Origin of the sequence: Streptomyces sp. NPDC001851, from assembly GCF_040297165.1 — a bacterium.
Classification (GTDB): domain Bacteria; phylum Actinomycetota; class Actinomycetes; order Streptomycetales; family Streptomycetaceae; genus Streptomyces.
Window position 1 is genome coordinate 1 of record NZ_JBEOYR010000008.1, and the last position, 14,034, is coordinate 14,034.

Annotated in this window: 12 protein-coding genes, 1 rRNA gene and 1 riboswitch; of the genes, 12 read left to right on the forward strand and 1 reads right to left on the reverse strand. The window is 69.3% G+C overall.

Annotation, left to right across the window (positions count from 1 at the left end; all coding sequences use genetic code 11):
• The 11 genes from rrf to ABT171_RS13280 form a co-directional block, all read left to right on the forward strand.
• Nucleotides 1–95, forward strand: a 5S ribosomal RNA gene (gene rrf, locus ABT171_RS13230); the annotation flags it as partial.
• Nucleotides 96–202: 107 nt separating this feature from the next.
• The gene (gene clsA, locus ABT171_RS13235) at nt 203–811 is read left to right on the forward strand and encodes a cardiolipin synthase ClsA (RefSeq protein ID WP_351242970.1); all 609 of its coding nucleotides are present in this window, start codon (nt 203–205) and stop codon (nt 809–811) included.
• A 114-nt stretch (nt 812–925) separates the two neighbouring features.
• The gene (locus ABT171_RS13240; RefSeq protein WP_351242972.1) at nt 926–3,421 is read left to right on the forward strand and encodes a sugar phosphate nucleotidyltransferase; all 2,496 of its coding nucleotides are present in this window, start codon (nt 926–928) and stop codon (nt 3,419–3,421) included.
• A gap of 135 nt (nt 3,422–3,556) precedes the next feature.
• Entirely contained in the window at nt 3,557–4,474 is a 918-nt protein-coding gene (locus ABT171_RS13245) for a DUF881 domain-containing protein (RefSeq protein ID WP_351242974.1), read from the forward strand.
• Entirely contained in the window at nt 4,471–4,803 is a 333-nt protein-coding gene (locus tag ABT171_RS13250; RefSeq protein WP_003988855.1) for a small basic family protein, read from the forward strand. Before ABT171_RS13245 ends, ABT171_RS13250 begins: the two co-directional genes overlap by 4 nt.
• A gap of 5 nt (nt 4,804–4,808) precedes the next feature.
• The gene (locus ABT171_RS13255; protein ID WP_351242976.1) at nt 4,809–5,705 is read left to right on the forward strand and encodes a DUF881 domain-containing protein; all 897 of its coding nucleotides are present in this window, start codon (nt 4,809–4,811) and stop codon (nt 5,703–5,705) included.
• Nucleotides 5,706–5,895: 190 nt separating this feature from the next.
• The gene (locus ABT171_RS13260) at nt 5,896–6,732 is read left to right on the forward strand and encodes a zinc-ribbon and FHA domain-containing protein (RefSeq protein WP_351242978.1); all 837 of its coding nucleotides are present in this window, start codon (nt 5,896–5,898) and stop codon (nt 6,730–6,732) included.
• Nucleotides 6,733–6,775: 43 nt separating this feature from the next.
• Complete coding sequence (gene ftsR / locus ABT171_RS13265) at nt 6,776–7,513, forward strand: transcriptional regulator FtsR (protein WP_351242980.1); 738 nt, start codon at nt 6,776–6,778, stop codon at nt 7,511–7,513.
• Between the two features lie 86 nt (nt 7,514–7,599).
• The gene (locus tag ABT171_RS13270) at nt 7,600–8,073 is read left to right on the forward strand and encodes a bifunctional nuclease family protein (protein WP_026253112.1); all 474 of its coding nucleotides are present in this window, start codon (nt 7,600–7,602) and stop codon (nt 8,071–8,073) included.
• Nucleotides 8,074–8,300: 227 nt separating this feature from the next.
• Complete coding sequence (locus tag ABT171_RS13275) at nt 8,301–8,945, forward strand: MerR family transcriptional regulator (RefSeq protein WP_351242982.1); 645 nt, start codon at nt 8,301–8,303, stop codon at nt 8,943–8,945.
• 54 nt (nt 8,946–8,999) lie between these two features.
• On the forward strand, nt 9,000–10,460 hold the full coding sequence (locus ABT171_RS13280; RefSeq protein WP_351242984.1) for a DNA polymerase IV: 1,461 nt from the start codon (nt 9,000–9,002) through the stop codon (nt 10,458–10,460).
• On the opposite strand, the gene ABT171_RS13285 is transcribed toward ABT171_RS13280, so the two are convergent.
• Nucleotides 10,382–10,753: a PRC-barrel domain-containing protein gene (locus ABT171_RS13285; RefSeq protein ID WP_351242986.1), complete on the reverse strand. Its 372-nt coding sequence runs from the start codon at nt 10,751–10,753 to the stop codon at nt 10,382–10,384. The genes ABT171_RS13280 and ABT171_RS13285 overlap by 79 nt on opposite strands.
• A 119-nt stretch (nt 10,754–10,872) precedes the next feature.
• Nucleotides 10,873–10,967, forward strand: a riboswitch (glycine riboswitch).
• A 174-nt stretch (nt 10,968–11,141) separates the two neighbouring features.
• Here ABT171_RS13285 and gcvP point away from each other — a divergent pair.
• Complete coding sequence (gene gcvP / locus ABT171_RS13290) at nt 11,142–14,027, forward strand: aminomethyl-transferring glycine dehydrogenase (protein WP_351242988.1); 2,886 nt, start codon at nt 11,142–11,144, stop codon at nt 14,025–14,027.
• The last annotated feature ends 7 nt before the right edge of the window (nt 14,028–14,034 follow it).

The window sequence follows — 14,034 nt, forward strand, 5'->3', positions numbered from 1 at the left end:
AAACGCCCGGTTACATTCCGAACCCGGAAGCTAAGCCTCACAGCGCCGATGGTACTGCAGGGGGGACCCTGTGGGAGAGTAGGACGCCGCCGAACTCCTTTTACAGCTCCGGCCCTTGGGCACTGCCCAGGGGCCGGAGCTTTTTTGCGTTGAGGTAGGGTCAGGGAGCATCGTTGGCTCGTTTCGCACAGGAGGCCCCCGGGTGGAGGTCCAGGAGACCCGTGTCCAGACGGACCGGGTCCTCACCATCCCCAACATCCTCAGCATGGCCCGGCTCGTCGGCGTCCCCGTCTTCCTGTGGTTGATCCTCAGGCCCGAGTTCGGGGGCCCCAAGAGCGACGGCTGGGCTCTCCTCGTGCTGGCTTTCAGCGGGGTCAGTGACTATCTGGACGGCAAGCTCGCCCGGCGCTGGAATCAGATCAGCAGCCTCGGCCGGCTTCTCGACCCCGCCGCCGACCGGCTGTACGTACTTTCCACGCTGGTCGGTCTCACCTGGCGGGAGATCCTCCCGATCTGGCTGACCGCCCTCCTGCTCGCGCGAGAGCTGATGCTCCTGGTGATGGTGGGAATCCTCCGGCGTCATGGCTATCCGCCGCCGCAGGTGAACTTCCTCGGGAAAGCCGCCACGTTCAACTTGATGTACGCCTTCCCGCTCCTGCTCCTCAGCGACGGGCACACCTGGATCGCGTCGCTTGCCGCTGTCTTCGGATGGGCGTTCGCCGGATGGGGTACAACCCTCTACTGGTGGGCAGGAGTGCTCTACGTGGTGCAAGTCCGCCGATTGGTTCGCGCGGACACCATGGCCGATTGAGCTCGGCGATTGTCCCGGACGTACGCCTCGATGGCCCGTGGTGGAAAAGTGCGGGACAATCTGGACGGGTGAAGTCGGCTAGACCGTCGTCTCTTGGAGGAGGACGCTTCCGACATGAAGGCCGTCGTGATGGCCGGGGGCGAAGGCACCCGCCTGCGCCCCATGACCTCTAGCATGCCCAAGCCGCTCCTGCCCGTGGCCAACCGCCCGATCATGGAGCATGTGCTACGGCTGCTCAAAAGGCACGGGCTCACCGAGACCGTGGTCACCGTCCAGTTCCTGGCATCGCTCGTCAAGAACTACTTCGGTGACGGCGAAGAGCTCGGAATGGAGCTCACCTATGCCAATGAGGAGAAGCCACTCGGTACCGCCGGAAGCGTCAAGAACGCCGAAGAGGCGTTGAAGGACGATGCCTTCCTCGTCATCTCCGGCGATGCCCTGACCGACTTCGATCTCACGGAGCTGATCAATTTCCACAAGGAGAAGGGCGCGCTGGTCACGGTCTGTCTGACCCGGGTGCCCAATCCGCTGGAGTTCGGCATCACCATCGTCGACGAGGAAGGCAAGGTCGAGCGCTTCCTGGAGAAGCCGACCTGGGGGCAGGTCTTCTCCGACACGGTCAACACGGGCATCTATGTCATGGAGCCCGAGGTGTTCAACTACGTCGAACCCGACGTACCGGTCGACTGGTCCGGTGATGTCTTCCCGCAGCTGATGAAGGAAGGCAAGCCGATCTACGGCTATGTCGCCGAGGGCTACTGGGAGGACGTCGGCACCCACGAGAGCTATGTGAAGGCTCAGGCCGATGTGCTTGAGGGCAAGGTCAACGTCGACATCGACGGCTTCGAGATCTCGCCGGGTGTGTGGGTGGCGGAGGGCGCCGAGGTGCATCCCGACGCCGAACTGCGCGGGCCGCTGTACATCGGCGACTATGCGAAGGTCGAGGCCGGCGCCGAGATCCGCGAGCACACGGTCGTCGGCTCGAACGTCGTCGTCAAGAGCGGCGCCTTCCTGCACAAGGCCGTCGTGCACGACAACGTGTACGTGGGACAGCACAGCAATCTGCGGGGCTGCGTCGTAGGAAAGAACACCGACATCATGCGGGCCGCGCGCATCGAGGACGGCGCGGTCATCGGTGACGAGTGTCTGATCGGTGAGGAATCGATCGTTCAGGGCAACGTCCGCGTCTATCCCTTCAAGACCATCGAGGCCGGCGCCTTCGTCAACACCTCCGTCATCTGGGAGTCCAGAGGACAGGCCCATCTGTTCGGGGCCCGTGGCGTGTCCGGCATCCTGAACGTGGAGATCACACCGGAACTGGCCGTCCGGCTGGCCGGCGCCTACGCCACGACCCTCAAGAAGGGCGCCACGGTCACCACGGCCCGCGACCACTCCCGAGGTGCCCGTGCGCTCAAGCGGGCGGTCATCTCCGCGCTGCAGGCCAGCGCCATCGACGTACGCGACCTGGAGAACGTGCCGCTGCCGGTGGCCCGGCAGCAGACCGCGCGGGGCAGTGCCGGCGGCATCATGATCCGCACTTCGCCGGGTGTGCCGGACTCCGTCGACATCATGTTCTTCGACGGCAACGGCGCCGACCTGTCGCAGGGCAGCCAGCGCAAGCTGGACCGGGTGTTCGCGCGGCAGGAGTACCGGCGGGCGTTCCCCGGTGAGATCGGTGACCTGTACTTCCCGGCCAGCGTCTTCGACTCGTACACCGGGTCGCTGCTGCGCAATGTCGACACGACAGGGATCGCCGAGTCGGGTCTGAAGGTCGTCGTCGACGCCTCGAACGGCAGTGCCGGGCTGGTGCTTCCCAGCCTGCTCGGCAAGCTGGGTGTGGACTCCCTGACCATCAACCCCGGTCTCGACGAGTCCCGTCCCACGGAGACGGCCGAGATGCGGCGCAACGGTCTGGTGCGGCTGGGCGAGATAGTGGCGTCCTCCGGTGCCGCGTTCGGTGTCCGGTTCGACCCCGTGGGCGAGCGGCTGTCGCTCGTGGACGAGAAGGGCCGGATCATCGAGGACGACCGTGCGCTCCTGGTGATGCTGGACCTCGTGGCCGCGGAGCGGCGCAGCGGCCGGGTGGCGCTGCCGGTGACCACGACGCGGATCGCGGAGCAGGTGGCCGCCTACCACGGCACCCAGGTCGAGTGGACGACCACCTCGCCCGACGACCTGACACGGGTCGGCGGCGAGGAGGGCACCATCTTCGGAGGTGACGGCAAGGGCGGGTTCATCGTCCCCGAGTTCAGCAGTGTCTACGACGGTACGGCGGCCTTCGTACGGCTGATCGGGCTGGTGGCGCGCACGCAGCTCACGCTGAGCCAGATCGACGCCCGGATCCCGCGGGCGCACGTCCTCAAGCGGGACCTGGCCACTCCGTGGGCCGTCAAGGGTCTGGTCATGCGGCGGGTGGTCGAGGCCGCCGGAGATCGCTTTGTCGACACGACCGACGGTGTGCGGGTCGTGGAGACGGACGGACGCTGGGTGATGGTGCTGCCCGACCCGGCCGAGGCCGTCACCCATCTGTGGGCCGAGGGGCCCGACGACGCCTCGGCGCAGGCCCTGCTCGACGAGTGGTCTGCCGTCGTGGACAGCGCCGGGCGATAGGGCCGGAGGGCGGGGGAGCCCAGGCCGCCGGACGGCACGAACCACGCACGCGCGCGTGCCGGACAAGTGTCCCCAAGGGGGCCTGTCCGGCACGCCGGTGGGGCCATTCGGAGGTACCGGTCGCGACGTGCGACTATGTGCGGCATGCCGCAGCAACCCCCCGTTCGGAGCAGCCCGGCGCGTCCGCAGCGCCCGGACGCCTCCATGTCGTTGATCACCAACGTCATGGACCACAGCCTGGACGACGGGTACGCCGAGGCCGCCGCCCGGAAGAAGTCCCAGGGCGAGGGCGGACTGCCCAGGACCCTCAGGGCGAAGCTGGGCCTCGCGGCCGGGCTGGTCCTCGCGGCGCTGGTCGTGACCGTGGGGGCGGCTCAGACGCGGGCGGCGGCGCCCGTGGTGGCGAAGGAGCACCAGGAGCTGATCGACCGCATCGACAGTGAGACCGCGGCCGCGGACAGGCTGGAGGGCAGCGTCGACAAGCTCCGGGACGAGGTCGGCGCACGCCAGCGGGCGGCGCTGAAGTCGAGCGGCGGGGGCGCGGAGGCGGGCCTGGTGGACGTTCTGTCGGGCGCCACCGCGGTCCACGGGCCGGGCGTCAAGCTCGTCGTGAACGACGCCAAGGAGGCCAGCTCCGGCGGTGACGGCACCAACCCACGGGAGACCTCGGGGTTCTCCGACACCGGCCGGGTGCGCGACCGGGACATGCAGCGCGTGGTCAACGGGCTGTGGGCGTCCGGCGCGGAGGCCGTCTCCATCAATGGGCAGCGGCTGACCGCCCTGTCCGCGATCAGGGCCGCGGGGGACGCGATACTGGTCGACAACAGGCCGCTGGTGCCGCCGTACACGGTGCTGGCGGTGGGAGGCGGGGACAGGTTGAGCAACGGGTTCCAGAACAGCGCCGACGGCCTGTATCTGCATGCCCTGGAGCAGAGCTTCGGTATCCGCGCCACCATCTCCACCGAGCGTGACGTACGGTTGCCCGCCGCACCCAGTGTGATCGTACGCACAGCACAGCCGAGCACCGAGAAGACTGAGAAGGGCACATCGTGATCGCCGTACTGGGCCTCGTCGTGGGAGTCGTGGCCGGCCTGTTGGTCCGGCCCGAGGTTCCGGCGGTCGTCGAGCCTTATCTGCCGATCGCCGTCGTGGCGGCACTGGACGCCGTGTTCGGCGGTCTGCGGGCCATGCTCGACGGCATCTTCGATGACAAGGTCTTCGTGGTGTCGTTCCTGTCGAACGTGGTCGTTGCCGCGCTGATCGTGTTCCTCGGCGACAAGTTGGGCGTGGGTGCCCAGCTGTCCACCGGTGTCGTGGTCGTCCTGGGGATCCGGATCTTCTCCAACGCCGCGGCGATCCGGCGGCACGTGTTCCGGGCGTGACACCGATGAGCGAACAGAACGAGCAGAACCAGCAGCCCGACAAGCCTAATAAGTCGGACAAGCAAGACAAGCCGGAGCGGGCGGAGAACAGGCTGCGCAAGGAGCTGCCCGAGGAGGCGCCCGCGCGGGCACCGGAGCCCGAGTCGGAGCCGGCGCCCGCGCAGCGGACGGACCAGCCGCTGACCGGTCGGCAGCGGCTGGTCAAGGGGCTGTGGCCGCCGCGGGTCACCCGGGCCCAACTCATCGTGGCGGTACTGCTGTTCGGTCTCGGCTTCGGCCTGGCGGTGCAGGTGGCGTCCAACAGCGACAGCGGCAGCGCGCTGCGCGGGGCACGTCAGGAAGATCTTGTTCGCATCCTCGATGAACTGGATTCGCGTACTCAGCGTCTTGAGGACGAGAAGCAGGGACTCGAAAAGCAGCGTCAGGAACTGCAGAGCAGCTCCGACCAGGCAGCGGAGGCCCGCAAGCAGACCGCCGAGAAGGAGAGGCAACTCGGCATTCTGGCGGGCACCGTGGCGGCGCAGGGTCCCGGCATCACGATGACGGTCGAGGACACGAAGGGGACGGTCAAGGCGGACATGCTGCTCGACGCGATCCAGGAGCTGCGCGCGGCCGGTGCGGAGGCGATCCAGGTGAACGGGGTCCGGGTGGTCGCGAACACCTACTTCACGGACTCGGGCAACGGAGTCGGCGTCGACGGGAACAAGATCAACGCCCCCTATCGTTTCAAGGTCATCGGCAAGCCGCAGGACCTGGAGCCGGCGCTGAACATCCCGGGAGGCGTGGTGCAGACACTTGAGAAGGAGCAGGCCACGGTGACGGTCCAGCAGTCGGGCAAGATCGTCGTGGACGCCTTGCGGCAGGCGAAGCGGCCTGACTACGCTCGGTCGTCCTCCCAGTGAACCGGCGGTGCATGGGGGACTTCCGGCAGGGGCATGAGGTTGCGGGGGGTCGGCGCACCGAAGAGGTGGTGCGTGATGGAAACTGTCTGGTGGATACGGACGTTGTGAGAATGTCCGGCTCGGCCGGTGTAGGCAATCAGGGTTCGTCCTGCCCCACGGGCGGGTCTGTTTCGGTCAAGGGGAATCGCCCGTGAAGTTGTTTGCGAAGTTGTTCGGCAAGAGCGCACGAGAGGGCAGCAGCGGCAGCAACGCGACCGCTCGGCATCGCGCACAGCCTGACGCGGAGGGCCAGCGCCCGCTGTTCCGGGACCAGGTCGCTGGTCCGGGCGGTGACATTTCCGGAGGTCAGGGCGGGGCGTCGGTTGACCCTGCCCAGTCCGGCGGCATAGGTTTCGGGCAACCGTCAACCTCAGGTGCGGGCGGAGGGGTCGCCCCCGGTCCGTACGCGTCCCATGCCCCGGCGGGGCAGCCGCAGCAGGAGGATCCGTCCATGTCGGCCCTGGTGTGTACGAGGTGCGGTAACCGCAATGCGGAGAACGCGCGCTTCTGTTCCAACTGTGGTGCGCCGCTGCGCCCGGGAGTGGCGCCGGAGCGTGCCTCCGAGACGACGTCCACGATCTCGATCTCCGGTCTGGAGGCCTACGACTCCGAGGTCACCGGCCAGACGCAGATGCCGATGCTGTCGCCGGAGGCGCAGGCCGCGGTGGACGCGCTGCCGCTGGGCTCGGCGCTGCTGGTGGTGCGCCGGGGACCGAACTCGGGCAGCCGCTTCCTGCTGGACAGCGACCTGACCACGGCGGGCCGTCATCCGCAGAGCGACATCTTCCTGGACGACGTCACGGTCTCGCGTCGGCACGTGGAGTTCCGGCGTTCGCCGGACGGCTCGTTCACCGTGGCCGACGTGGGCAGTCTGAACGGCACGTACGTCAACCGCGAGCGGATCGACCAGGTCGCGCTGTCGAACGGTGACGAGGTGCAGATCGGCAAGTACCGGCTGGTGTTCTACGCGAGCCGGCAGGGCATCTGACCCGCCCCCGGACCGGCGTCCGGGGGGACACCAGGGAAGGTCCATGCTTCAAACACCGAGCGGCGGTGCCGGAAGCGGTACCGCCGCCAGGGACAGTGGGCTGATGAGCATCGGCACGGTGCTGAACGTGCTGCGCGACGAGTTTCCCGAAGTCACCATCTCCAAGATCCGTTTTCTGGAGGCAGAGGGGCTCATCGAGCCGCAGCGGACCCCTTCGGGGTATCGCAAGTTCAGCGCCGGGGATGTCGAGCGGCTGGCTCATGTGCTGAGGATGCAGCGGGACCACTATCTGCCGCTCAAGGTGATCCGCGAGCGGCTGGACGCCATGGAGCGGGGCGAGCCCGTCCAGCTCCCCCTCGTGGGGCGTCAGCGCACCGCGGAGGACGTCCCGGAGCCGCCCGGGGCGCCCACGGTGGCCCGGGTGGGCAGGGCCGAGCTGCTGGCGGCCGCGGACATCGACGAGGGCGAGCTGAAGGAGTGGGAGTCGTACGGGCTCATCGCTCCCCTGGAGGACGGGGTGTACGACGCCGAAGCCGTCACCGTGGCCTCGCTCGTCGCCGAACTGGGCCGGTTCGGGATCGAGCCGCGCCACCTGCGGGTGATGAAGGCCGCCGCCGACCGCGAGGCCGGACTCGTCGACCAGGTGGTCGCCCCGCTCAGGCGCCACCGCAACCCGCAGACCAGGGCACACGCCGAGGCCCGTACGAAGGAGCTGGCGGCGCTCACCGTGAAGCTGCACGCGGCCCTCGTGCAGACCGCTCTCGGCGTGCGGCTGCCCTGAACCCCGGCGGCTCCCCGGCGGCCGGATCGGGCAGCTGTTCCCGGCCCGACTACCCAAACATCCCGGGCACGGCCTAGGGTTGCTGTGTGAACGAGCTCGATGTCGTAGGTGTCCGGGTCGAAATGCCCTCCAACCAACCGATCGTGCTCCTGCGCGAAGTGGGAGGCGACCGCTACCTCCCCATCTGGATCGGGCCGGGGGAGGCGACGGCGATCGCCTTCGCCCAGCAGGGCATGGCCCCCGCCAGGCCACTGACCCACGACCTGTTCAAGGACGTGCTGGAGGCCGTCGGCCAGGAGCTGACCGAAGTACGCATCACCGATCTGCGGGAAGGCGTCTTCTACGCGGAGCTGGTCTTCGCCAGCGGTGTCGAGGTCAGCGCCCGCCCCTCCGATGCCATAGCGCTGGCCCTGCGCACCGGAACGCCGATCTACGGCAGTGACACGGTGCTGGACGACGCCGGCATCGCCATTCCGGACGAGCAGGAGGACGAGGTGGAGAAGTTCCGCGAGTTCCTCGACCAGATCTCGCCCGAGGACTTCGGCACCAGCAGCCAGTGATCATGAGCGGTCGATGAGCGCCGCCCCGGTGAGACGGGCATGTGCCACCGGCCATGGAGAGCGTCCTACGGCTTCCCCCGAACGCATTCGGCTAGCCTTTCCCCGCGGCGGGACACGGGAAACCACTCCTAGGGTGATTATCACTCGGCGTGCCGAGTGTGGCGATCGTTGACGCACCCCTGGTGACTGCCTACCGTCGTGAGGGCAGGTCAAGGACGGAGGTCGGCGTGAGAACCAGCGGCGACGGTACGGCTGGGGGTGCTCCCGTGCGCGGTTTCGGGGAGAGCGGTCCGTACCCGGTTCACGGCAGCGCGGTGGATCACGCTCCGCAACGGCCGACGGCGGTGCCGAACGGCGGAGGGGCGGCGTCCATGACATCCGAGGAGATCGGCTATCGCGGGCCCACGGCCTGCGCGGCCGCCGGCATCACCTACCGGCAGCTCGACTACTGGGCCCGCACCGGCCTGGTCGAGCCGAGTGTGCGGCCCGCCTACGGGTCGGGCACCCAGCGGCTGTACAGCTTCCGGGACGTGGTCGTCCTGAAGATCGTGAAGCGGTTCCTGGACACCGGGGTCTCGCTGCAGAACATCCGCGCGGCCGTGCAGCACCTGCGAGAACGCGGTTTCCGTGACCTGGAGCGGATGACCCTGATGAGCGATGGCGCCACGGTCTACGAGTGCACCTCGCCGGACGAGGTGCACGCCCTGCTCCAGGGCGGCCAGGGGATCTTCGGGATCGCCGTCGGCGTGGTGTGGCGGGATGTGGAAAGCGCGCTCTCCCAGCTGCACGGCGAGCGCATCGACACGGGTGAGACCCTCGTCGGGCACAACCCGGCGGACGAGCTGGCGCGGCGCCGCAACCGGGCGGTCTGACGCCGCTCCCTGCCGGGCCGGGCATTGTCAGTGCCGTGGTGCAGCATCGGAGATGTGAGAAACGCGCCCACGATCCTGCATCTCGACATGGATGCCTTCTACGCCTCGGTGGAGCAGGCATCCAAGCCGAGCCTGCGCGGGAAGGCGGTCGTCGTGGGCGGCCTCGGACCACGCGGGGTGGTGGCCACCGCGTCGTACGAGGCTCGGGCCTTCGGGGTCCACTCGGCGATGCCCATGGCCCAGGCCCGCCGGCTGGCACCCAACGCCGCCTATCTGGTGCCGCGCTTCACCCTGTACCGGGCGATCAGCGAGCAGGTGATGGCGCTGCTGCGGGAGCTGTCACCGCTGGTGGAGCCGCTCAGTCTGGACGAGGCGTTCGTGGACCTGGAGGCCGGGGGGACGGCCTGGGACGAGGCGTCGGCGCGGCTGGCCGGGAGCAGACTCCGCGCCGACATCCGGGCGGTCACCGGGCTCACCGGGTCGGTCGGGCTCGCCGCCTCCAAGATGCTCGCCAAGATCGCCTCCGAGCAGGCCAAGCCGGACGGCCTGGTGGTCATCGAGCCGGGGTCGGAGCGGGCCCTGCTGGAGCCCATGCCGGTGCGGACCCTGCCCGGGGTCGGCCCGGCCACCGGCGACCACCTGCGCAGAGCCGGGATCACCACGGTCGGGGAACTGGCGGAGGCGGGCGAGGACGAACTGGTCCGGCTGCTCGGCAAGGCGCACGGGCACGCGCTGTACGCCATGGCCCTGGCCCATGACGAGCGGCCGGTGGTCGCCGAGCGCGAGGCGAAGTCGGTATCGGTGGAGGACACGTACGACGTGGACATCCATGACCGGCTGCGGATCGGCCTGGAGGTGCAGCGGCTCGCCGACCGGTGTGTGGGGCGGCTGCGCGAGGCAGGGCTGTCGGGGCGGACCATCGTGCTGAAGGTGCGGCGGTACGACTTCTCGACGCTGACCAGATCGGAGACGCTCAGGGGACCGACGGACGATCCGGCGGTCGTGCGGGAGGCGGCCGCGCGGTTGCTGGACTCGGTGGACACCACGGGCGGGGTACGGCTGCTCGGCGTGGGCGTTTCCGGGCTCGCCGACTACACCCAGGAGGACCTGTTCGCTCAGGCCATGCCGGTGCCTTTGGCGGAGGAGCCGGAGAAGGGTGCGGTTGAAGTCGTTGTGGAGCAGCCGGAGCCCGTCGAACGGCACTGGCGCGCGGGGCAGGACGTGCGGCATGCCGAGTACGGGCCCGGGTGGGTGCAGGGGAGTGGGCTGGGGCGGGTCACCGTGCGGTTTGAGACGCCGCAGTCCCCTCCGGGGCGGGTGCGGACGTTTCTGGTCGGGGATCCCGCCCTGGAGTCCGCGGATCCGTTGCCGTTGGTTGCTCCTTCCCACCCGCCCGCCCGTCTCGGTCAGCCGAGCAGTGGCGAGGATCAGAGGCCTCAGGTCTCCTCCGACCCCGCCAGCTTGCCGAAGTCGTGGTCCGGTACGGACGGAGGCGGGGTCACGTCCAGGCCGTAGTGGTGGTAGAGCTGGAGTTCCTGTTCGGGGGAGAGGTGGCGGCCCACGCCGAAGTCGGGGGCGTCCTTGATCAGGGCGCGGTCGAAGGGGACGTGGAGGGAGCCTTCGACCAGTTCGCTGGGCTCCAGGGGGACGAAGGCGTCCCGCGAGAACAGGCCGGTGCGTATGGCCGCCCACTCGGGCACGCCGGTCGCGTCGTCGAGGTAGACCTCGTCGATGGTGCCGATCTTGGTCCCATTGCGGTCGAACGCCTTGCGGCCGATCAGGTTGCGCGGATCGATCTCGGTCTGCACGGTCCCTCTCCCTCCTCTTGGTCGCAACACATCCGTAAGCACTACAAAAGAGCACATTCAGGGAGGCGGCCACTCGAAGGCTCGGGCGTTGACCTCGCTGGTAGGCTGACAGCGGCTGCTGACCCCGTGCGGGAGAGTCCTCCGACCACCTCGGAGGCGCCGAAGGAGCAAATCCTCCCCGGAATCTCTCAGGCTCACGTACCGCATGGACGAGGTCACTCTGGAAAGCAGGGCGGGTGTCGACGGCTCCCGCCCTCACCGACGGTGAAAGCCGGGGCCCTCGGGTACCCGGTGAAGCTCTCAGGTTGAGATGACAGAGGGGGAGGCCGTCGGGGTATCCGTACCGGGGTGCCCCTCGAAGGTCGCGTCAGACCAGGAGGCCTCCGCAATGACCGCCCATCGCATTCCGCTCTCGGAGCTCGAAGCGGGCATCCCGTTCGAGCAGCGTCACATCGGGCCGGACCAGGAGGCGCGGGCCAAGATGCTCGCGCACGTCGGTTACGGCTCCCTCGACGAGCTGACCGCCGCCGCGGTCCCGGATGTGATCAAGAACGCCGACGCCCTCGACCTGCCGGGCGCCCGCACCGAGGCCGAGGTGCTCGCCGAGCTGCGCTCGCTCGCCGACCGCAACCAGGTCCTCGACTCCATGATCGGCCTGGGCTACTACGGCACCTTCACCCCGCCGGTCATCCTGCGCAACGTCATGGAGAACCCGGCCTGGTACACCGCGTACACGCCCTACCAGCCGGAGATCTCCCAGGGGCGGCTGGAAGCCCTGCTGAACTTCCAGACCGTGGTCGCCGAGCTCACCGGCCTGCCCACCTCCGGTGCCTCCCTGCTCGACGAGGGAACGGCCGCCGCCGAGGCGATGGCCCTGTCGCGGCGCATGGGCAAGAACAAGAAGGGGCTGTTCCTGGTCGACGCGGACGTGCTGCCGCAGACCATCGCCGTCATCGAGACGCGTGCGGAGCCGACCGGTGTCGAGGTCGTCGTCGCCGACCTCAGCGAGGGCATTCCGGCCGCGGTGGCCGAGCGCGAGATCAACGGCGTGCTGATCCAGTACCCGGGCGCCTCCGGCGCCGTACGCGACATCAAGCCGGTCATCGACCAGGCGCACGAGCTGGGCGCCCTGGTCACCGTGGCCGCCGATCTGCTCGCACTGACCCTGCTGACCCCGCCGGGCGAGCTGGGCGCGGACATCGCCGTCGGCACCACCCAGCGCTTCGGTGTGCCGATGGGCTTCGGCGGTCCGCACGCGGGCTACATGGCGGTGCACGAGAAGTTCGCGCGCAGCCTGCCCGGCCGCCTCGTGGGCGTCTCCGTCGACGCCGACGGCAACAAGGCCTACCGGCTCGCGCTGCAGACCCGTGAGCAGCACATCCGCCGGGAGAAGGCCACCAGCAACATCTGCACCGCGCAGGTGCTGCTCGCCGTCATGGCCGGCATGTACGCCGTCTACCACGGGCCGGAGGGCCTGCGGACCATCGCCCGGCGCACGCACCGGTACGCCACGATCCTCGCCGCGGGTCTGAAGGCCGGCGGCGTCGAGATCGTGCACGGCGCCTTCTTCGACACCCTCACCGCGCGGGTGCCCGGCAAGGCCGCCGAGGTGGTCGCCGCCGCCCGGAAGAACGGGGTCAACCTCCACCTGGCCGACGCCGACCACGTCTCGATCGCCTGCGACGAGACCACCAAGCGGGCCCAGCTGGCCGCCGTGTGGTCCGCCTTCGGCGTCGAGGGCGACATCGAGGCGCTGGAGGCGACCGCCGAGGACACCCTGCCCGAGGCGCTCCTGCGCACCGACGCCTACCTCACCCACCCGGTCTTCCACCAGTACCGCTCCGAGACCGCGATGCTGCGCTACCTGCGCAAGCTGGCCGACCGCGACTACGCGCTCGACCGCGGCATGATCCCGCTGGGCTCCTGCACCATGAAGCTCAACGCGACCACGGAGATGGAGCCGGTCACCTGGCCCGAGTTCGGGCAGCTGCACCCCTTCGCCCCGGCCGAGCAGGCCGAGGGCTACCTCACGCTCATCCGTGAGCTTGAGGAACGTCTCGCCGAGGTCACCGGCTACGACAAGGTCTCCCTGCAGCCGAACGCCGGTTCGCAGGGCGAGCTGGCCGGTCTGCTGGCCGTACGCGGCTACCACCGCGCCAACGGCGACGAGCAGCGGACCGTGTGTCTGATCCCGTCCTCCGCGCACGGCACCAACGCCGCCAGCGCCGTGATGGCCGGCATGAAGGTCGTCGTCGTGAAGACCGCCGAGGACGGCGAGATCGACGTCGAGGACCTGCGGGCCAAGATCGGGCAGTACCGCGACGAGCTGGCGGTGCTGATGATCACCTACCCGTCGACGCACGGCGTGTTCGAGGAGCACGTCGCCGACATCTGCGCCCAGGTGCACGAGGCCGGCGGCCAGGTGTACGTCGACGGCGCCAACCTCAACGCGCTGGTCGGCCTCGCGAAGCCGGGCCACTTCGGCGGTGACGTCTCCCACCTGAACCTGCACAAGACGTTCTGCATCCCGCACGGCGGCGGTGGCCCCGGCGTCGGCCCGGTCGCGGTCCGCTCGCACCTGGCGCCGTACCTGCCGAACCACCCGCTGCAGCCGGCGGCCGGCCCCGAGACCGGCGTCGGCCCCATCTCGGCCGCGCCCTGGGGCTCCGCGGGGATCCTGCCGATCTCGTGGGCGTACGTGCGCCTCATGGGCGGCGAGGGCCTCAAGCGGGCCACGCAGGTGGCCGTGCTGTCGGCGAACTACATCGCCAAGCGCCTGGAGCCGCACTACCCGGTGCTCTACACCGGCCCCGGCAACCTGGTCGCGCACGAGTGCATCATCGACCTGCGCCCGCTGACCAAGGCGACCGGCGTGAGCGTGGACGACGTGGCCAAGCGCCTGATCGACTACGGCTTCCACGCACCGACCATGTCCTTCCCGGTGGCCGGCACGCTGATGATCGAGCCGACCGAGTCGGAGGACCTCACCGAGCTGGACCGGTTCTGCGACGCGATGATCGCCATCCGCGCGGAGATCGAGAAGGTCGGCTCCGGCGAGTGGCCGGCGGAGGACAACCCGCTGCGGGGCGCCCCGCACACGGCCGCCGCGCTCGGCGGTGAGTGGACGCACGCCTACAGCCGCGAGGAGGCCGTCTTCCCGGCCGGTGTCTCGGTCGCCGACAAGTACTGGCCGCCGGTGCGCCGTATCGACCAGGCCTTCGGCGACCGCAACCTGGTCTGCTCCTGCCCGCCGCTGGACGCTTACGAGGACTGAGCGAGCG